The sequence below is a fragment of the Stenotrophomonas sp. Pemsol genome, assembly GCF_003586545.1.
GTDB classification, from domain to species: domain Bacteria; phylum Pseudomonadota; class Gammaproteobacteria; order Xanthomonadales; family Xanthomonadaceae; genus Stenotrophomonas; species Stenotrophomonas sepilia.
The window spans coordinates 894,905-914,734 of the sequence record NZ_CP025780.1; the positions used below are offsets into that span (position 1 = coordinate 894,905).

The 19,830-nt window shown below is 67.0% G+C and carries 19 protein-coding genes; 17 read left to right on the forward strand and 2 right to left on the reverse strand.

Translation table 11 applies throughout. The features are described from left to right. Position 1: 1 nt before the first annotated feature. From cyoB to cyoD, 3 genes are read left to right on the forward strand one after another with little or no spacing between them, the layout of a single operon-like run. Positions 2-1,999, forward strand: coding sequence for a cytochrome o ubiquinol oxidase subunit I (gene cyoB / locus PEM_RS04155; RefSeq protein WP_095377778.1), 1,998 nt, complete (start codon positions 2-4; stop codon positions 1,997-1,999). Then, the gene (gene cyoC / locus PEM_RS04160) at positions 1,996-2,634 is read left to right on the forward strand and encodes a cytochrome o ubiquinol oxidase subunit III (protein ID WP_005408583.1); all 639 of its coding nucleotides are present in this window, start codon (positions 1,996-1,998) and stop codon (positions 2,632-2,634) included. Before cyoB ends, cyoC begins: the two co-directional genes overlap by 4 nt. Continuing rightward, positions 2,634-2,975, forward strand: coding sequence for a cytochrome o ubiquinol oxidase subunit IV (gene cyoD / locus PEM_RS04165; RefSeq protein WP_005415725.1), 342 nt, complete (start codon positions 2,634-2,636; stop codon positions 2,973-2,975). The genes cyoC and cyoD overlap by 1 nt, the downstream gene beginning before the upstream one ends. 200 nt (positions 2,976-3,175) lie before the next feature. Here the strand turns inward: cyoD and PEM_RS04170 are convergent, their stop codons facing one another. After that, the gene (locus tag PEM_RS04170; protein WP_111174800.1) at positions 3,176-5,233 is read right to left on the reverse strand and encodes an EAL domain-containing protein; all 2,058 of its coding nucleotides are present in this window, start codon (positions 5,231-5,233) and stop codon (positions 3,176-3,178) included. A 150-nt stretch (positions 5,234-5,383) separates the two neighbouring features. Between PEM_RS04170 and radA the strand changes: the two genes are divergently transcribed. From radA to PEM_RS04190, 4 genes are all read left to right on the forward strand, one after another. Further along, positions 5,384-6,760, forward strand: a complete 1,377-nt coding sequence (gene radA, locus PEM_RS04175) for a DNA repair protein RadA (RefSeq protein ID WP_111127974.1) — start codon at positions 5,384-5,386, stop codon at positions 6,758-6,760. Positions 6,761-6,872: 112 nt separating this feature from the next. Continuing rightward, entirely contained in the window at positions 6,873-8,729 is a 1,857-nt protein-coding gene (locus PEM_RS04180) for an ATP-binding protein (protein ID WP_053498505.1), read from the forward strand. A 49-nt stretch (positions 8,730-8,778) separates the two neighbouring features. Next, positions 8,779-11,085: a tetratricopeptide repeat protein gene (locus PEM_RS04185; protein ID WP_111127972.1), complete on the forward strand. Its 2,307-nt coding sequence runs from the start codon at positions 8,779-8,781 to the stop codon at positions 11,083-11,085. Positions 11,086-11,111: 26 nt separating this feature from the next. Further along, on the forward strand, positions 11,112-11,570 hold the full coding sequence (locus tag PEM_RS04190) for a hypothetical protein (RefSeq protein ID WP_032954025.1): 459 nt from the start codon (positions 11,112-11,114) through the stop codon (positions 11,568-11,570). Between the two features lie 41 nt (positions 11,571-11,611). On the opposite strand, the gene ccsA is transcribed toward PEM_RS04190, so the two are convergent. Beyond that, the gene (gene ccsA, locus PEM_RS04195; RefSeq protein ID WP_005415730.1) at positions 11,612-12,406 is read right to left on the reverse strand and encodes a cytochrome c biogenesis protein CcsA; all 795 of its coding nucleotides are present in this window, start codon (positions 12,404-12,406) and stop codon (positions 11,612-11,614) included. A 122-nt stretch (positions 12,407-12,528) separates the two neighbouring features. Between ccsA and ffh the strand changes: the two genes are divergently transcribed. The 10 genes from ffh to PEM_RS04245 all read left to right on the forward strand — a co-directional run bounded on the left by ffh (position 12,529) and on the right by PEM_RS04245 (position 19,601). Next, positions 12,529-13,905, forward strand: a complete 1,377-nt coding sequence (ffh, locus tag PEM_RS04200) for a signal recognition particle protein (RefSeq protein ID WP_005408591.1) — start codon at positions 12,529-12,531, stop codon at positions 13,903-13,905. 148 nt (positions 13,906-14,053) lie between these two features. After that, positions 14,054-15,130, forward strand: a complete 1,077-nt coding sequence (locus PEM_RS04205; protein ID WP_111127969.1) for a nitronate monooxygenase — start codon at positions 14,054-14,056, stop codon at positions 15,128-15,130. Next, a complete protein-coding gene (locus PEM_RS04210; protein ID WP_111127968.1) occupies positions 15,127-15,939 on the forward strand; it encodes an aminotransferase class IV family protein in 813 nt (270 codons plus the stop codon). Before PEM_RS04205 ends, PEM_RS04210 begins: the two co-directional genes overlap by 4 nt. Positions 15,940-16,038: 99 nt before the next feature. Then, positions 16,039-16,299, forward strand: a complete 261-nt coding sequence (rpsP, locus tag PEM_RS04215; RefSeq protein WP_005415733.1) for a 30S ribosomal protein S16 — start codon at positions 16,039-16,041, stop codon at positions 16,297-16,299. Between the two features lie 44 nt (positions 16,300-16,343). Then, a complete protein-coding gene (rimM, locus tag PEM_RS04220) occupies positions 16,344-16,856 on the forward strand; it encodes a ribosome maturation factor RimM (RefSeq protein ID WP_005415734.1) in 513 nt (170 codons plus the stop codon). 8 nt (positions 16,857-16,864) lie between these two features. Continuing rightward, complete coding sequence (gene trmD / locus PEM_RS04225) at positions 16,865-17,623, forward strand: tRNA (guanosine(37)-N1)-methyltransferase TrmD (RefSeq protein WP_005415735.1); 759 nt, start codon at positions 16,865-16,867, stop codon at positions 17,621-17,623. Positions 17,624-17,777: 154 nt separating this feature from the next. Beyond that, positions 17,778-18,179 (forward strand): 50S ribosomal protein L19, encoded by a 402-nt coding sequence (rplS, locus tag PEM_RS04230; protein WP_005415736.1) that lies wholly within the window; start codon positions 17,778-17,780, stop codon positions 18,177-18,179. Positions 18,180-18,261: 82 nt separating this feature from the next. Continuing rightward, the gene (locus PEM_RS04235; RefSeq protein ID WP_072166884.1) at positions 18,262-18,642 is read left to right on the forward strand and encodes a DUF6404 family protein; all 381 of its coding nucleotides are present in this window, start codon (positions 18,262-18,264) and stop codon (positions 18,640-18,642) included. Positions 18,643-18,720: 78 nt separating this feature from the next. Beyond that, on the forward strand, positions 18,721-19,155 hold the full coding sequence (locus tag PEM_RS04240; RefSeq protein ID WP_005415738.1) for a DUF1801 domain-containing protein: 435 nt from the start codon (positions 18,721-18,723) through the stop codon (positions 19,153-19,155). A 38-nt stretch (positions 19,156-19,193) separates the two neighbouring features. Continuing rightward, positions 19,194-19,601 (forward strand): DUF1801 domain-containing protein, encoded by a 408-nt coding sequence (locus PEM_RS04245; protein ID WP_111127966.1) that lies wholly within the window; start codon positions 19,194-19,196, stop codon positions 19,599-19,601. Positions 19,602-19,830: the final 229 nt, after the last annotated feature.

Consider the following 19,830-nt stretch of genomic DNA (forward strand, 5'->3'; position numbering starts at 1 on the left):
CATGTTGGGAAAACTCTCTCTTGAGTCGATCCCCCACGATCCGATCGTGCTGACCACCCTGGTCGGCGCGGTTCTTGGTGGCCTGGGCGTCGTCGCCCTGATCACCAAGTTCAAGCTGTGGGGCTATCTGTGGAAGGAGTGGTTCACTTCGGTGGATCACAAGAAGATCGGCGTGATGTACCTCATCGTCGCCTTCGTCATGCTGCTGCGCGGTTTCTCCGACGCCATCATGATGCGTACCCAGCAGGCCATCGCCGTCGGTGGTTCCGAGGGTTACCTGCCGCCGCACCACTACGACCAGATCTTCACCGCCCACGGCGTGATCATGATCTTCTTCGTGGCGATGCCGCTGATCACCGGCCTGATGAACCTGGCCGTGCCGCTGCAGATCGGTGCGCGCGACGTCGCGTTCCCGTTCGTCAACTCGCTCAGCTTCTGGCTGTTCGTGGCGGGCGCGGTGCTGATCATGCTGTCGCTGTGGATCGGTGAGTTCGCTGCCACCGGCTGGCTGGCGTTCCCGCCGTTGTCGGGCATCGAATACAGTCCAAGCGTCGGCATGGACTATTACATCTGGGGTCTACAGGTGGCGGGTTTGGGTACCACGCTCAGTGGTATCAACTTCTTCATCACCATCCTCAAGATGCGCACCCCCAGCATGAAGCTGATGCAGATGCCGGTGTTCACCTGGACTGCCCTGGTGACCAACGTGCTGATCGTCGCGGCCTTCCCGGTGCTGACCATCACCCTGGTGCTGCTGACCCTGGACCGTTACCTGGGTACGCACTTCTTCACCAATGACGGTGGCGGCAACGCCATGCTGTACATCAACCTGATCTGGATCTGGGGTCACCCGGAGGTGTACATCCTGGTCCTGCCGGCGTTCGGTGTGTTCTCCGAAGTCATCGCGACCTTCTCGCGCAAGGCGCTGTTCGGCTACAAGGGCATGGTCTACGCCACCGCCTGCATCGGCGTGCTGTCGTTCATCGTGTGGCTGCACCACTTCTTCACCATGGGTTCGGGTGCCAACGTCAATGCCTTCTTCGGCATCACGACGATGATCATCTCGATCCCGACCGGCGTGAAGATCTTCAACTGGCTGTTCACCATGTTCCGCGGTCGCGTGCACTTCACCACCCCGGTGCTGTGGACCATCGGCTTCATGGTCACCTTCGTCATCGGCGGCATGACCGGCGTGATGCTGGCGATTCCGGCCATCGACTTCGTGCTGCACAACAGCCTGTTCCTGATCGCCCACTTCCACAACGTCATCATCGGCGGTGTGGTGTTCGGCATGTTCGCCGGCATCACCTACTGGTGGCCGAAGATGTTCGGCTTCCGCCTCAATGAGTTCTGGGGCAAGTGCGCGTTCTGGTGCTGGTTCATCGGCTTCTACGTGACCTTCATGCCGATGTACGTGCTGGGCTTCATGGGCATGACCCGCCGCCTGCAGAGCACCGTGAACCCGGCCTACGAGCCGCTGCTGCTGGTTGCTGCCTGCGGCGCGTTCATCGTCGGCGCCGGCATCCTGTGCCAGATCATCCAGGTGGCCGTGTCGATCCGCGACCGCAAGAAGACCGTCGACCTGACCGGCGACCCGTGGGATGCCCGTACGCTGGAGTGGGAAACCTCCTCGCCGCCGGCCTTCTACAACTTCGCGACGCTGCCGGAAGTCACCGAGCTGGACGATTTCTGGGAGCGCAAGCAGCGGGGTGAAGCCTGGCCGAAGCCGGCCAAGTACACCGACATCCACATGCCGCGCAACACCGGCACGGGCGTTGTCATCGGTGCCTTCAGCCTGGTGTTCGGCTTCGCGATGATCTGGCACATCTGGTGGCTGGCCATCGTCGGCTTCGTCGGCATGATCGCCACGTTCATCTACCGCACCTTCGACCAGGACGTGGACTACTGGGTCCCGGCCGCCGAGGTGGAACGCATCGAGAACGAACACCGCAAGCACCTGGAAGCCCAGGGCCTGGTGAAGTCGGAGCTGAAGGCATGAGCACCAATACCTCGACCCTGAGCCACGGGCACGCCGCGCATGCGGCGGCCCATGGCCATGACGACCACGAGCACCACGATACCGGCGGCAACACCGTCTTCGGTTTCTGGGTGTACCTGATGAGCGACTGCCTCATCTTCGCCTCGCTGTTCGCCACCTACGTGGTGCTGGCGGGCGGTACCGATGGTGGTCCCACCGCGAAGGACCTGTTCGAGCTGCCGTTCGTGGCGTGGGAAACCGCGCTGCTGCTGACCTCGTCGCTGACCTTCGGCCTGGGCATGATTGCCATGCACCGCAAGCAGATGGGCCAGATGTACCTGTGGCTGGGCATCACCTGGCTGCTGGGCTTCGGCTTCATGTGCATGGAAGTGTGGGAGTTCCAGCACCTGATCCATCAGGGCTACGGTCCGGACCGCAGTGCCTTCCTGTCGGCGTTCTTCGCCCTGGTCGGTACCCACGGCCTGCACGTCAGCGCCGGCCTGCTGTGGCTGCTGGTGATGTTCGTGCAGCTGAAGAAGTACGGCCTGACCCCGACCAACAAGACCCGCATGGCGTGCCTGAGCCTGTTCTGGCACTTCCTGGACCTGATCTGGATCGGCGTGTTCTCCGTCGTCTACCTCAATGGAGCGCTGTAATGGCACATGACAACCATGCACACGACCACGGCACGGGCGGCGAAAGCCACGGCAGCGTGAAGTCGTACCTGATCGGCTTCGTGCTGGCGGTGGTGCTGACCGTCATCCCGTTCTGGATGGTGATGTCGGGCGATTTCTCGCGCACCGTCAACGGTGTGGTGATCGCAGTCACCGCGGTGCTGCAGATGCTGGTCCACCTGGTGTTCTTCCTGCACCTGGACCGCTCTTCGGAAAGTCGCTGGAACGTCAACGCTGCGGCCTTCACCGTCGTGGTGATCGGCATCATCGTGATCGGCACCCTGTGGGTCATGCACAACATGAACGTGCACATGATGCACTGACGTCCTCGCGACGTTGCCACGCAGAAAGGCCGCCCTCGGGCGGCCTTTCTGTTGGCGGATGGATGGGGTCGGATCCCTGTCCGCAGGGCAGGGCTCTGACCCCGGGGCCCGGGTAGATCCACGCCATGCGTGGATGGAGTTGCGTGGATGGGGTCAGAGCCCATGCCTGCGGCAAGGGCTCTGACCCCGAAACCGGGGCCTCACCCCACCCGGCGCAGGAACTCTTCGGCCTCCATCGGCCGGCCCAGATGGTAGCCCTGCAGCTGGTCGCAGCCGAGCTCGCTCAGGTACTCGCGCTGCGCCTGGGTCTCCACGCCCTCGGCCACCACCTGCAGCTGCAGGGTGCGGCCCAGCGCGATGATCGACGAGACAATGGCGGCGTCCTCGTCATTGCGTTCCAGGTCGTGCACGAACGCACGGTCGATCTTCAGTTCGGTGGCTGGCATCCGCTTGAGGTAGAGCAGGCTGGAATAGCCGGTACCGAAATCATCGATGGCGATGTGCACGCCCATTGCGGTCAGGTCGCTGAGGATCGCCAAGCTGGCATCGACGTCCTTCATCGCCGTGGTTTCGGTGATCTCCAGGGTCAGCCGTGCCGGTTCGATCCGGTGCCGCTCCAGCACCTCGCGCACGCTGTCCAGCAGTGCCGGCGAGGCGAACTGCAACGGCGAGAGATTCACTGCCATGGTCCATTCCGCATGCCCGGCATCGTGCCATGCCCGCAGTTGCGCGCAGGCCCGGTCCAGTACCCAGTCACCGATCGGCAGGATAAGGCCGCTGCGTTCGGCGATCGGAATGAAGACATCCGGTGCCAGCAGCCCCAACTCCGGGTGCTGCCAGCGCAGCAGCGCCTCGGCCCCGGTGGCCGGTGCGCCCGCGGCCGGAAATTTGGGCTGGTAATGCAGGATCAGTTCGTTGCGGGCGATGGCCTTGCGCAGGTCCTGCAGCAGGCGCAGCTGGCGATTGGCACTGAGCTGCATCGAGGGGGTGAAGAAGGTGTAGCCGTTCCGCCCGGTCTCCTTGGTGTGGTACATCGCCGCATCGGCGTGCGCCATCAGCTCGCGCTCGTTGCTGGCGTCATCCGGATACAGGGCGATGCCCAGGCTGGCGCTGACCTGCAGTTCGGCCGCATCCAGCGTGAACGGCTCACCGGCGGCGGCAATGATGCGCTCGGCCACCACTACCGCATCGTCGGGAATATCGATGGCCAGCACGATCACGAACTCGTCGCCGCCGAGGCGGGCGAACGTGTCCTGCGGGCGCAGCAGGCCGCCGATGCGCTGCGCCACCGCCACCAGCAGGCGGTCGCCAAGCTGGTGGCCATAGGCATCATTGACCGCCTTGAAACCATCCAGGTCGCAGAACATCACCGCCACCGCATGATTGCGGCGCCGCGCCTTCTCGATGGCCTGCTCGATGCGGTCCTGCAGCAGCATGCGGTTGGGCAGCTGGGTCAAGGGATCATGCAGTGCCGCCTGGATCAGCTTGTCGTTGGCGTGCGCCAGCGAATCGGCCAGCAGCCCGGTGCGCACGCGCATCTGCCGGTCGAACAGCGAGGCCACCAGGGCGATGCCCAGCGTGGCCACGGTGGTGACGATCACCAGCACGGCCAGCCAGCGCGTGTCGATGCCGCCACTGCCGACGGCGCCACAGATGCTGCCTTCGGGGAAGCGCGCCGCCGCCATGCCGGTGTAATGCATGCCGACGATGGCCAGGCCCATCACCAGCGATGCGAGCACGCGCAGGAGCAGGGTGTGGCGCTGCTCGGCGCGCAGGCGGAAGGCGATCCACAGGGCGGCGCCAGCGGCACCGATGGCCACCGCGATGGAGGCGGCAAACCAGCCCGGGTGGTAGTCGATGCCGGGCTGCATGCGCATCGCAGCCATGCCCAGGTAGTGCATGGCTGCGATGCCCAGGCCCATCAGCACGGCCCCGGCCAACAGCCGGCGCCACGGCAGGGTGGGGCGCGACACCAGCCACAGCGCATAGGCGGAGGCGCAGATCGAGACCGCCAGCGAGTACAGGGTGATGCCGAGGTCGTAGCCCAGCGCAATCGGCAGGTCGAAGGCAAGCATGCCGATGAAGTGCATCGACCAGATGCCCAGGCCCATCGCCGCCGCACCCCCCGCCAGCCACCAGCGGGCCACGCGGCCCTCGGCGGTGGCCAGGCGCCCGGCCATGTCCAGCGCCGTGTACGAAGCAAGAATGGCCACCAGCAGGGAGATGATGACCAGGCTCTGACTGTAACTGCCAGTCATGTTGAATCCAGTGGGGGAGGAAGGGGGCGCCCGCAAGGCGCACGCCCGCGACCCCTATCGGCGCGGGTGGGCAGGACTTGAGCGGTCGCAGCAGCTGCGACCGGGCTCGGCTATCCTGCCACGCCTGTTCCCGTTGCTGGAAATCATCCGATGGCCAAAGCCCGCACCGCCTACGTCTGCAATGAATGCGGCGCCGAATTCAGCAAATGGCAGGGCCAGTGCACGGAGTGCAACGCCTGGAACTCGCTGTCTGAAATCGTGCTGGAGAGCGCGGCGGCGGCCAAGGCACCGGCGTCGCGGCGGGCGGGCTGGGCCGGCAAGATCGATACGCCGAAGATCACCGCGCTGAAGGACGTGGAGCAGACCGAGCATCGCCGGGTCTCCACTGGCATCGGCGAGTTCGACCGCGTGCTGGGTGGTGGCCTGGTCGAAGGCGCGGTGGTGCTGGTGGGCGGCGACCCGGGTATCGGCAAGTCGACGCTGCTGCTGCAGGCGGTGGCGAAGATGGCGGCCGAACTGCCGGTGCTGTACGTCACCGGTGAAGAGTCGCTGGCCCAGGTGGCCGGCCGCGCGCACCGCCTGGAGCTGCCACTGGACGGGGTCAACGCGCTGGCCGAGACCGGGGTCGAGTCGATCCTGCAGCATGCCTCCAGGGCTGGGCCGCGGCTGATCGTGGCCGATTCGGTGCAGACCCTGTGGACCGAGAGCCTGACCGCTGCGCCGGGTTCGGTCAGCCAGGTGCGCGAGAGTGCGGCGCGGCTGGTGCGGTTCGCCAAGGAGACCGGCACTGCCGTGTTCCTGGTCGGCCACGTGACCAAGGAGGGTGGCATCGCCGGCCCGCGCGTGCTGGAACACATGGTCGACGCGGTGCTGTACTTCGAGGGCGAGAGCGGCAGCCGCTTCCGCCTGTTGCGCGCGTTCAAGAACCGCTTCGGTGCGGTCAACGAACTGGGTGTGTTCGCGATGGGCGACAAGGGCCTGAAGGAGGTCTCCAACCCTTCGGCGATCTTCCTCTCCGGCGGCAGCACCCACCAGCCGGGCAGCTGCGTGATGGTCACCCGCGAGGGCACACGGCCGCTGCTGGTGGAGGTACAGGCGCTGGTCGATGCATCGCCGCTGTCGAACCCGCGCCGTGTCGCGGTCGGCCTGGAGCAGAACCGCCTGGCGATGCTGCTGGCGGTGCTGCATCGCCATGGCGGCGTACTGGTCGGCGACCAGGACGTGTTCGTCAATGTGGTCGGTGGCATCCGCGTGCAGGAGACTGCCGCCGATCTGCCGGTGCTGCTGGCGGTGTTGTCGTCGCTGCAGGATCGGCCGCTGGCGGAGAAGACCATCGCCTTCGGTGAAGTGGGCCTGTCCGGCGAGATCCGCCCGGTGCCCAATGGCGAAGACCGCCTGCGCGAGGCCGCCACCCATGGTTTCAAGCGCGCCATCGTGCCCAAGGCCAATGCGCCCAAGGGCGGTTCGGTGAAAGGCATGGAGGTGATCGCGGTGGAACGCCTGTCCGAGGCCATCGACGCGGCGTGAGGCCGGCTCTACAAACGTCAATCACGGCAACGGTCAGCTTCCTTGTGCTAGTTTTTCCCGCTCGACGAAGACGCCCTCTGGCGTCTTTCCGTGCCCAGGAGTAAACGATTACATGCAGGACACCGCACTCACCGCCCCCAACGCCGAGATCCGTCGCGCCGGGGTCGATCTCAATGGATTGATGACGGTGCTGGGCAAGCACCTGTATTCCACCCCGGTGGTGGCGCTGCGTGAGCTGGTGCAGAACGCGCATGACTCGATCATCCGCCGCCGCATCGAGCAGCCCGGTGTTGACGTGCCTTCGCGCATTTCGGTGCAGGTTGATGCCGGTGCCGGCGTGCTGCGCATCACCGATACTGGGGCCGGCCTGACCCGCCAGGAGATCCACGATTACCTGGCCACCGTCGGCGTCGGCTACACCCGTGGCCTGCGCCAGGGCGGTGAGGACGATGAAGGGCTGATCGGCATGTTCGGCCTCGGCTTCCTGTCGGCCTTCGTGCTGGCGCGCCGGGTCAGTGTGCGAACCACCTCGTACCAGGCGCCGGATCTGGGCCATCTGTACGTGTCCAGCAACGCCGAGCAATACACCGTCAGCGAAGTGCCTGCACGCGCGGTCGGCACCGAGGTGGAGCTGGAGCTGCATCCGGACTTCCTGCCGCTGGCCAACGAGGCGCGCCTGCATGAGGTGCTGGGCCGCTACTGCGCGTTGCTGTCCGAGCCGATCTTCATCGGTGCTGCGGGCGAGGCGCTCAATCCCGAGCCGCCGCCGTGGCGCGGCCAGGGGGATGTCGCCGTGCATCCGGTGCAGGCGCGTCGGCAGGCGCTGCAGTTCGCCGCGCGGTTCGAGCACGATTTCGAACCGATCGTCACCGTGCCGCTGCGCGCCGATGGCAACAGCGATGCCACTGGCCTGCTGTGGGTGCAGGATGGCGCCACCTATGGCACCAGCGACAACCGCAACCTGTCGGTGTTCGTGCGTGGGATGCTGCTGGATGACGACGCGCGCGACCTGTTGCCGCCGTGGGCCGGATTCATCGGCGGAGTGATCGAATCCTCGCGGTTGACGCCCACCGCCAGCCGCGAAGACCTGCAGCGCGATGACCAGTACCGCGCGGTGCAGCATGCACTGCTGGAGGCGCTGATCGACGGCCTGGCCGACGTTGCGAAGCAGCAACCGGAAGCCTGGCGGCGCGTGCTGACCCGCCACAACGAGGCCCTGCTGGGTGCGGCACTGTGCGATGAGCGCCTGTTCGAACTGCTGATGGAGCATGTGCGGGTACCGACCTCGCAGGGCGACCTGCCGGCCAGTGCGCTGCCGGCGCGCGGTGCCGTGCATGTCATCCTCGACAACGGCGGTGGCTTTGAAGAGATGCTGTTCCGCGCGATGGGCGTACCGGTCGCGCATGGCCATCGCTACGCGGTGGTGCCGTTCCTGCGGCGCTGGGCGCAGGCCAAGGGCCTGCGCCTGGTCGAGCTCGGTACCGAACAGGGCAACCGCGCACTGTTCCGCAGTGATGACAGCCTCGACGAGGCGCAGCTGGCGTGGCTGCGCGAACAACTGGGCGACGGCGAGCAGCTGCTGCCCGCGCGTTTCAGCCCGGAGGCGCTGCCGGTGGTGGTGGTGCCCGACCGCGAGGCCGAGCTGAAGCAGCGGCTGGAAGACGACGAGAACGACAAGCGCGTCTCGATGGCCGCGCTGCGCCTGGCGCGCCAGTTCACCGCGCGCATCGAATCGCGCGCACCGTCGCGGCTGTATCTCAATCTCGACAACCCGGCGGTGCAGGCACTGCTGCGCGCCCAGCGCGAGGGCCACCCACAGGCCGAGGCTGCGGCGCGCCTGCTGCGCTCGCTGAAAGTCATCGTCGCCGCGCAGGGCCGCCCGCTGGCACGCGCGACCGCTACGCCGGGCCCGGATCTCAATGGTGCCTTCACCGATATCGCCGGTGCCCTGCAGCAGATGCTGCGCTGAGCACCGCACCCTCTCATCCAGCCTTCGCTAGACAGGAGCAATTATCCCCATGGACATCTGGAACTGGGTCGAAAAGCTGCAGGGTGACCTGCGCCAGGCCGGCCAGGCGCAGAACGCGCACCTGCTGAACCGTCTCGCCGACGAGGTCAGTGAACTGCAGATCGACCGCGTCGATGCCCTGCTGCCCGAAGCACGCGCCTTGGGCAAGGCGCTGGACAACCCTTGGGTTGACGTCTATGTCGGCCACTGGGCGCTGCGCAACCGCGTCGGCAACCGCGTGGAAGGCGAGAGCGCACTCGGCGAAGCCGTAGCGCTGTTCGAGCGCGCGCACCGCGAGGACACCCTGGAATGCCCGCAGTCGATCTGCGTGACCCAGGACCTGGCCGCCTGCTACGGCAACATCGATGGCCCGGGCTGGGTGCCCGAGCGCATCGAGGTCTGCGACGAAACCCTTGGCCGCATCGATCCGAGCTGGGCCTGTTTCCAGTGCCTGAGCTGCGAGAAGGCCGATGCGCTGCTCGATGATGGCCGTGGCCAGGAGGCGCTGGATTACCTGCAGGTGCAGGCCGATGCCGTGGAAGCCTGTGGCAAGGAAGTGTTCGACAGCTTCCCCGAGATGCAGATCAAGATCCTGCTCGCTGTCGGCCGCGCCGACGAGGCACTGGCGCTGATCGAGAAGCGCGAGGCCGAAGTGGCAGCCTCCGGGGAGTACGAACCGGCCAACTGCACGGTGCCGCGTCGCTTGTCCAAGGCCTGGGCGATGGCCCAGCTGGGCCGCGACGAAGAGGCGCTGCAGCAGCTGGTGCCGTGGAGCGAGCTGACCCCGAACTACTGGCGGCTGTGGGCAAACACCGCCGCAGCACTGTGCCAGCGTGATCCCGCGCGCAATACGTGGGATCTGGGCACGCGCTTCAACACCATCATCGAGCACTTCGCACGGGTCGGTTCGCACCGCCTGCTGATCGAAGTCGCGGCGCTGAGCCTGGAGCTGGCGCTGCAGCGTGGCGCGCGCTGGGTCGCACTGCGGCAGCTGGAACTGGCCCGCACCCATCTGGCGCAGCTGCGCCAGGATCGGGGTGCTGCGGCGCTGGTGGCCGGCCTGGCCGCGCGCATCGACGCATTGCCGGACGTCGCGCCGCTGCCGGTGCCGGCGGGCGAGCTGCTGGCATGGCTGGACGCGCAGGGCGAACAGAACCAGTCGCGCGATCCCGAGCGCGAAGCGCAGTGGTTGCTGCAGGCGCATGCCGAGCTGCCCGATGACGAGGCGCTTGCCGAGATGGCTGCCTCCGCGCTGAATGCCTGCGGCGCGCAGGCCGAGGCGCGGTCGCTGCTGTGGCGGTTCGTACGCGGCCATACCCAGCACGATGGCCCCGCGGCCTACACGCTGATGCGCTGGCTGGCCGAACAGGGCGACGACGACGGACTGCGCCAGCTGGCCGATCTCTATCGCGGCAGCGTGCCGGTGTTCGCGCACTGGTGCGAGGTGCAGCGTGCACGCCGCGTGTCCGACTGGCCGGCGCTGGAGCAGGCGGCCCGATCGCTTCTGGAGCTGTCTCCGGGCTCGCACGGCGCGCGCGGCACGCTGGCGCGCATGTACATGGAAACCGGCCGTTTCAGCGAGGCCCAGGCCTGTTATGCACAGCTGGTGGAGCTGCTGGAGGAGCCCAATGCCGCGCATTGGGACCACATGAGTGCAGCCAGCGCGGCGCGCGACTGGGACGCGGTGCGCCGCTCGGCGGCGGCGATCGGCATGGAATTGTCCAGCCAGGATGGCGTGGTCGAGGAGCCGTGGGGCTGGGTGATCATCCGCAGCGAGGAGAACGGCGAACCGATGGAGTACTACGCCCGTCGCAGCGGTCCGGTGACCGCGCGCATCGTCGAGAACGCGCCGTCCAACCGCGCCCAGCAGGTGGGTGACTGGGTGGTGTTCGATGCCGCGCTGGTGCATCCGGCCCCGGAGGAGGAGGAAGCACGCGAGCATTTCATCCCGACCTATGCGCAGGTGCATGTACTGGAGCGCGGCGGTTTCGCCCGCAGCTGGATGATCGATGGCGCGCACCCGGGCGAAGAGGCCTGGAATGCCTTCGTCGAGGCGGCCGAGGCACAGGGCTGGAAGGTGTGGTCACACAGCCGGCCGGACTACACCGTCACCGACCCCGATGTGGAAGAGGGTACGCTGCCCGGCCTGCTGTTCACCGTGGCCCAGCCGCAGGACCACGCACCGCTGGCACTGCACCGCTTCCTGCAGCAGCACACCGCGACGTGGCCGCATCCGCATTGCTGGCTGCGCCTGGCTGAAGCCTGTGACCAGGATCGCCAGCCGCATCTGGACGTGATCGAGCGTTACGGGTTGTAGGCCGGCACTACCTCAGGGACAAATACATGCGAAAGACATGGATGTTGATGATCGCCGGGCTGCTGCTGGCCCCCACCGTGCAGGCGTCACCCGCCTGCCAGGAACCAGAGGCGGTGGCCCGCGCCTTCTACCAGGCAACGACGGGCAACGGTGATCTGCTGGAGCCACCCCCGGCCCTGGTCAGCCCTGCCTTCGGCAAGGCACTGCGTGGAGAGCGCGCCTGCCAGCAGCGCGAAGAGGGCATCTGCACAATCGATTCGGATCCGTGGCTGGATGCGCAGGACGGTGACATCGAAACCCCGGTGCGCTACAGCTGGAAGGAGGCTTCGGCCTCCGCCGGCCAGGTCGAGATGCGCTATTCGGTGTGGAAGAAGGCCTACCTGACCCGCCTGCCGATGGTGCGCCACGGGCAGGGATGCTGGCAGGTTGATGACATCGTCACCAACAGTGGTCGTTCGGTGCGGAAGATCCTGGCCCAGCCTTGACGGTAGCGCCGGTGGGTGCCGACCGTTGGTCGGCACACCGCCTATCGCGAATGCCCGAACACCAGTTCGATCACGAACTGGCTGCCGAAGAAGGCCAGCAGCAGCAACAGCATCGCCGCCAGCGTCCAGTGCACCGCCTTCATGCCGCGCCAGCCGTAGCGCCGGCGGCCGATCAGCAGCACGCCGAACACGATCCACGACAGCACGCTCAGCACGGTCTTGTGCACCAGCTTCTGCGCCAGCAGGTCGTCGACGAACAGCACCCCGGTGACCAGGGTGAGGGTCAGCAGCGCGAAGCCGACGGTGATCACCCGGAACAGCAGTGATTCCAGGTCGGCCAGCGGCGGCAGCGCGCGCAGCCAAGGCCGGAACTCGCGGCGGCGCAGGGCGCGTTCCTGCAGCCACAGCATGATCGCCAGCAGCGCGGCGATGCTCAGCGTGGCGTAGGCCAGCAGGGCCAGCCAGGCGTGGCTGGCCAGGCGCCAGCCCAGCACCTTGCTCGGTTCGTGGCCGTAACCGTGGTAGGCCAGCAGCAGCACGGCGGCCAGCGGGAACACCACCACGCCCAACGCCGACATCCGCCCGCGCGCGCCGACCAGCGAAGTCAGCCAGGCCATGCCCAGGCCGACCAGCGACAGTGCGGCGAAGAAGTGCATGTCCGGCCCGCCGTTGGTGCGCATCGCCACCATCACGTGGTAGCCGCCGTGCAGCAGCATGGCGGGCAGGGCCGGCCACAGCCAGATGGGGGAGCCGGTCGTCTCATCGCGGCCAAGCGCGCGCACCAGCAGGGCACTGGCAGCCAGGTAGAGCAGGACGGCGATGAGAACGATTGTCATCGTTGCAGTTTCGCATACCCCCGTGATGCTGGCGACGGCCCCGTGGCCGCAGTCCGGGGAGACAGCCAGACCCGTTATACTGTCTGCCTTATTGTCCCCCGCTTTCAGACAGGTTGCGCCGCATGTTCGAGTCCCTGACCCAGCGCCTTTCCGGCACCATCGAGCGCCTGCGTGGCCGCGGCCGCCTGACCGAGGAGAACATCCGCGAGGCGACCCGCGAAGTGCGCATCGCGCTGCTCGAAGCCGACGTTGCGCTGCCGGTGGTGCAGGCGCTGATCGAGCGCATCAAGGTGCGCGCGGTCGGCCAGGAAGTGCTGAAGTCGCTGACCCCGGGCCAGGCGCTGATCAAGGTCGTGCGCGACGAGCTGACTGCGGTGATGGGCGCTGAAGCCAGCGACCTGAACCTCAATGTGCCCGCTCCGGCCATCATCCTCATGGCGGGCCTGCAGGGCGCCGGCAAGACCACCACCGTGGGCAAGCTGGCCAAGCACCTGAAGGAAAAGCGCAAGAAGAAGGTGATGGTGGTCTCGGCCGACGTCTACCGTCCGGCCGCGATCGAGCAGCTGAAAACCCTGGCCGAGCAGGTGGGCGTGCTGTTCTTCCCGTCCAGTGCCGACCAGAAGCCGGAAGCCATCGTCCGCGCCGCCATCGACGATGCACGCAAGTCGTTCGTCGACGTGCTGCTGGTCGATACCGCCGGCCGCCTGGCCATCGACGAAGCGATGATGGCCGAGATCAAGGCCCTGCACGCTGCGGTGAATCCGGCCGAAACGCTGTTCGTGGTCGACGCCATGACCGGCCAGGACGCGGCCAATACCGCCAAGGCCTTCGGCGATGCCCTGCCGCTGACCGGCGTGGTGCTGACCAAGACCGACGGTGACGCCCGCGGCGGCGCCGCGCTGAGCGTGCGCTACATCACCGGCAAGCCGATCAAGTTCGTCGGTGTCAGTGAAAAGCCGGAAGGCCTGGACGTGTTCCACCCGGACCGTATCGCCAGCCGCATCCTCGACATGGGCGACGTGCTGTCGCTGGTCGAGCAGGTCGAGCAGCAGGTCGACAAGGACAAGGCCGCCAAGCTGGCCGAGAAGGTCGCCAAGGGCAAGAAATTCGACCTGAACGACATGCGTGACCAGCTCGAGCAGATGCAGAACATGGGCGGCATCGGCGGCCTGATGGACAAGCTGCCGGGCCTGGGCAACATCCCCGACCATCTGAAGCAGCAGGTCAGCCAGGGCAAGGAAGTGCCGCGCATGATCGCCATCATCAGCTCGATGACCAAGAAGGAACGGCGCAATCCGAACCTGCTCAACGGCTCGCGCCGCGCGCGCATCGCCAAGGGCTCGGGCGTGACGCCGGCCGACGTCAACAAGCTGATGAAGCAGTACATGCAGATGGAAAAGATGATGAGCAAGATGGCCGGCGGTGGCATGAAGGGCATGTTGCGCAGCATGAAGGGGATGATGGGCGCCATGGGCGGCCGCGGCATGCCGTTCCGTTGATGACGGCCCCGTCCGCAATCTGATGTAGCGCCCGGGCCCACGCTCGGGCGGCGGCGCACAAGCGCCGCAGCAGGCCGTCGGGCAGCAGGCTCGACTCTTCCCCTGTCCTGCGCGCACCATGGGGGCCTGTCCGAAACGATGGGCCGTCATGCAGAGTTCCGCTGTAGCTTCCCGCGCCGAGGCGTTCTGCCGGCGCTTTGGCGTTTCCGTTCCGATCCTGCTGGCACCGATGGCCGGTGCCTGCCCGGTACCGTTGTCGGCTGCGCTGGCCAACGCCGGCAGCATGGGCGCAATGGGCGCGGTGTTGTCGTCGTCGGCCGATATCGGTCGCTGGATTGATGACTTCCGCGCAGCCTCCAGTGGTCCGGCGCAGGTGAACCTGTGGATGCCGGACCCTGTACCTGCCCGTGACGTTGCCGCCGAGGCCGCCAGCCGCGCCTTCCTCGCGCAATGGGGCCCGGAGGTGCCGGCCAGCGCCGCCGACGCCACGCCGGCCGACTTCGAAGAACAGTTCGCCGCACTGCTGGCGGCGCGTCCTGCGGTGGCCTCGACCATCATGGGCGTGCTGTTGCCGCGCCACGTGCAGCAGTTGAAGGACGCCGGCATCGCCTGGATCGCCTGTGCCACCACCTTGTCCGAAGCGCGCGCGGCACAGGACGCCGGCGCCGACGCGGTGGTGGCGCAGGGCGCGGAGGCCGGCGGCCATCGTGGTTCCTTTGATCCGGCGATGGCCGAGCGCCAGCTGGTCGGCCTGTTCGCGCTGCTGCCGCGCCTGGCCGATCACCTGCAGATTCCGGTGATTGCCGCCGGCGGCATCGCCGATGGCCGTGGTATCGCTGCCGCACTCGCCTTGGGCGCCAGTGCTGTGCAGATCGGCACCGCCTTCCTGCGCACGCCGGAAGCGGCGATCGCTTCGGCGTGGGCCGATGGGCTGGCCGCCAGCGAACCGGAAGATACCTGGCCGACCCGCGCCTTCAGTGGTCGCCTGGGCCGTGGCCTGGCGACGCCCTATGTGCGCGCCGCTGCTGCAGAAGGCGCCCCCGCGCCGCGTCCATACCCGGTGCAGCGCGGCCTGACCGCCCCGATGCGCAGGCAGGCGGCACAGGAAAATCGTCTGGCGGCGATGCAGGCCTGGGCCGGGCAGTCGGCGTGGATGGCGCCGGCGCAGCCGGCCGCCGACGTGCTGCGCGGCATGTGGGAACAGGCGCAGGCACTGCTGCCATGATGGTGAGCTGCAACGGCCGGGCGGCGCAGGTGGAAGACCTGCTGCCGGCGCTGGTGAATTACGGCCACTTCACCTCGCTGCAGGTGCGTGGTGGTGCAGTGCAGGGGCTGGACCTGCATCTGGCGCGGCTGTCACAGGCTACGCGCGAACTGTTCGGCAGCGAACTGGACACGGTGCAGGTACAGGCATGGATGGCGCAGGCATTGCAGCAGTCAGGGCAGGCCGATGCCTCGCTGCGGGTGACGGTGTACTCGCGCCGCTTCGATTTCCGCAATCCGCTGGCGGCGGTGCCGGCGGACGTGCTGGTGGCGGTTTCAGCGCCGGTGACGCTGACCGTCGCCAAGCGCGTGCGCAGCGTGGCCTGGCAGCGTGAACTGCCGCAGATCAAGCATGTGGGCACCTTCGGCCTGTTCGCCGAGCGTCGCGCGGCGATGGCGGAAGGATTCGACGATGCGCTGTTTGTCACCGCCGATGGCGACGTGAGTGAAGGCAGCACCTGGAAGCTGGCCGTGCACGATGGTGAACGGCTGCTCTGGCCGCAGGCGCCGGCCCTGCGCGGGACTGCCGAGGCACTGCTGAAGCAGCATTGGCCGGGGCCTCAGGCCACTCAGCCGCTGCGGCTGGCCGATCTGGCCGGCGTGAAGGCGGCTTTTGCCTGCAACGCCAGCGGCCTGTGGGCGCTGGAGGCCATTGACGGGCATGTCCTGCCCGGCTCCCAGGCGCTGGCTGAACAGGGCAGGGCGGTGCTGGCGGCGGTGGCTTGGGACAAATTGGGGTCAGATCCCTTTTGCGCCGCAAAAGGGATCTGACCCCGTGAGTTCATCCCCGGGGTTGGCCCGGCCGCGATCTGCCGCTATAATCGCCCGCTTACCTCGCCATCCTGGCGACTGGGCAATAGGAAAAACACCATGGTCAAGATCCGACTGACCCGCGGCGGCGCCAAGAAGCGTCCGTTCTACCACATCATCGTCACCGACGTGCGCAGCGCGCGCGACGGCCGCAACATCGAGCGCGTCGGCTTCTACAACCCGGTCGCTCAGGGCGCCGAGAAGCGCATCGAGCTGGACCTGGCCCGCGTTGACCATTGGGTCAAGAACGGCGCCCAGCCGACCGACAAGGTCCGCAACCTGATCAAGGAAGCGACCAAGTCCCAGGCCGCTGCGGCCTGATCCTGACGGGCCACGCTTCGGCGTGGCCCTCTTGGTTGAAGCAGATGAAAGATATCGAGCGCCGCATCCTGCTGGGCAGGGTTGTCGGCGCTTTTGGTGTGCGCGGCGAAATCAAGCTCGAGTCCTGGACCGAGCCTCGTTCCGCCATTTTCCGTTACCAGCCGTGGATCGTGCGCAGCCCGTCCGGCGTGGAAACCACGGTTGAGGGTGTACGCGGCCGCGACAGCGGCAAGCACCTGGTGGCCCGTTTTCCCGGGGTCGAGGATCGCGATGTGGTCGAAGCGATGCGCGGCACCGAGATCTACGTGGCCCGCAGTGCCCTGCCGCCGCCGAAGCCCGATGAGTATTACTGGGTGGACCTGGAAGGCCTGGATGTGAAGACCACCGAGGGCGTCGCCCTGGGCCAGGTCTCGCACCTGTTCAGCACCGGCGCCAATGACGTGGTGGTGGTCCGGGGTGACCGCGAGCGGATGATTCCGTTTGTGCAGCCGGACTTCGTCAAATCGGTCGATTTCGAGGCCAACCTGATCGTGGTCGACTGGGACCCCGAGTTCTGAGTGCGAGCATGCGTTTCGACGTCATCACCCTGTTTCCCGAGTTCCTCGCCCAGTCCGCTGGACTGGGCGTGGTCGGGCGCGCGCAGGAGAAGGGACTATTCAGCCTGCATGGCTGGAACCCCCGTGATTACGCCGAAGGCAACTACCGCCGGGTGGACGACCGTCCGTTCGGTGGTGGCCCGGGCATGGTGATGCTGATCGAGCCGCTGCAGGCCTGCCTGCAGGCGATCCGAGAGGCCGATCCCACCCCGGCGCGGGTGATCTACCTCAGTCCGCAGGGCGCGCCGTTGACCCAGGCCAAGGTGCGGGAACTGGCGGCGCTGCCGCGCATGGTCCTGCTCTGTGGCCGCTACGAGGGCATCGACGAGCGTTTCCTGGAGGCCAATGTCGACGAGGAAATCTCCCTCGGCGACTACGTGCTGTCCGGGGGCGAGCTGGGCGCGGCGGTGATCATCGACGCCGTGGCCCGCCTGCAGGACGGTGCCCTGAACGATGCGGAGTCGGCGGCGCAGGACAGCTTCGAGGGCGACCTCGGCCTGCTCGACTGCCCGCATTACAGCCAGCCGGCCCAGCACCCGCTGGGGGACGTGCCGGAGGTGCTGCGCTCGGGCAACCACGCGGCCATCGCCGCCTGGCGCCGCCAGCAGTCGCTGCTCCGGACCGCCCAGCGGCGCCCGGACCTGCTGGATGAACAGGCACTGGGCAAGGCCGACCGCAAACTGCTGGAGCAGGGCCGCCAAGCCCGGAACCAGAAGGCCAGCCCCTAGCGCAGGGCTGGCTTTATCGGCTATCATGGCCAATTCCCGCCAGCCCCGGTTGGCGCGCGCAGTACCCAAAACAAACGTGCAGCACAGTCCGGTGACTGCATGAGCCCACGTTGTCGATACGACACGCCCACCCGAACAAGAATCGGTGTAACCCATGAGCAAGCTGAACAAGTCCATCGTCGCGGAATTCGAATCCGCCCAGATCACCCGCGAACTGCCGAAGTTCAGCCAGGGCGACACCGTTGTCGTCAACGTGAAGGTGAAGGAAGGCAGCCGCGAGCGCGTGCAGGCCTACGAAGGCGTCGTCATCGCCACCAAGAACGCCGGCCTGAACTCCTCGTTCACCGTGCGCAAGATCTCGCACGGCTACGGCGTCGAGCGCGTTTTCCAGACCCACAGCGCCATCATCGACTCGGTCGAAGTGAAGCGTCGTGGTAAGGTCCGCGCCGGCAAGCTGTACTACCTGCGTGGCCTGGAAGGCAAGGCTGCCCGCATCAAGGAAGACCTGGCTGCCGCTGCTGCCGCCAAGGCTGCCCGTCTGGCCGACAAGGCCTGATAAACAACTTCGGTTGTTGCCGCGACGGCCACCTTCGGGTGGCCGTTTGCGTTTCCGGCATCGCATCGGCCACGATCAGGTGATGAGCGACATCAACCCGCGCTATCCTGCCGTGATCCAGTCGGCGCTGCGCTTCCTGGACGGCCAGGGGCTGGCGCGCGTGCAGTCGGCACCGCTGCTGCATCGCCTGCTGTGGCGCCTGGGCATTGCACTGCCGCCGCCGATCCTGGCCGGATTTGCTACCAACGCGTTGGTGCAGGGCCTGCTGTTCGGGCTGTTCTGGACCGCGCTGATGTGGCTGATGCTGTGGCAGGGCAGCGAGCGCCCGCTGGCGCTGTTGCTGGTGGCCGGCCTGTCGGCTGGCGTGCTGTTCGGCATGGTGATGGCGGCGCTGATGCGCTCGCTGCGCCGCCACCGCAAGCTGCCGGACTGGCGACGGTTCCGCGCACGGCAGGCAGACTGAGCCGATGGCGCACTGCGCCGTGACCACACGGCGGGCCCGCGCTAGGCTGCAGCTTCATCCCGATGGACATAGCGTGCGATGCCTGCCAAGCGAACCGCACCTTCCACTGCGCCCACGCTGCTGTCCGGTGGCAACCCGCAGATCGCCAAGGGCGAGGGCGATGCGCCGGTGCAGGCATACATCGCCGCCATGCCGGACTGGAAACGTCCGATCGGCGCGCGACTGGATGCATTGATCGAGCAGGCCGTACCTGGGGTGCACAAGGCGGTGAAGTGGAACTCGCCGATGTATGCGGTTGCGCCGGGCGAAGGGTGGTTTCTCAGCTTCCATTGCTTCACCCGCTACATCAAGGTGGCGTTCTTCCGTGGCGCGGCACTGGCGCCAGTGCCGCCCGAGCCGTCCAGGAGCGCCGATACGCGTTACCTGCACATCCCGCAGGACGGCCTGCTGGATGAGGCACAGTTCCTCGACTGGGTGCGCCAGGCCGCCGCGTTGCCCGGCGAGCGCATGTAACCCCGACCTTCTCATTCCTTTCCCGACGAGAGCTCCTGATGGCCACGCATGCCCCCAACCCGGCCGATGCCGGAACACCGGCCGCCGAGTTGATCGATGCACGCATCGCCGAGTTGGCAGACTGGCGCGGTGAAACACTGGCACGCGTGCGTGCGTTGATCCATGAAGCGCTGCCCGACGTGCAGGAAACCTGGAAATGGCGGGGTACACCGGTGTGGGAGCACAACGGCATCCTGTGCACCGGCGAGACCTACAAGCAGGCAGTGAAGCTGACCTTCGCCAACGGTGCGGCGCTGGCCGATCCAAAGGGGCTGTTCAACGCAAGCCTGGACGGCAACACGCGGCGTGCGATCGACATCCATGAAGGCGCGATGCCGGATGCCGCTGCGTTCAAGGCGCTGCTGCGCGCGGCGGCGACGCTCAACGCGGCGAAGAAGAAGCGGTAGAGCCGGCCGCTGGCCGGCTGCTTTGCGATGCTTGCGGAGGGGTTTGAAGTTGCCGGCCAGCGGCCGGCACTACCGTGGTAATCCCCGGCGGCGAAGAAGCGGTAGAACCGGCCGCTGGCTGGCTGTTCTGCGATGCTTGCGGAGGGGTTTGAAGCTGCCGGCCAGCGGCCGGCACTACCGTGGTAATCCCCGGTGGCGGAGAAGCGGTAGAGCCGGCCGCTGGCCGGCT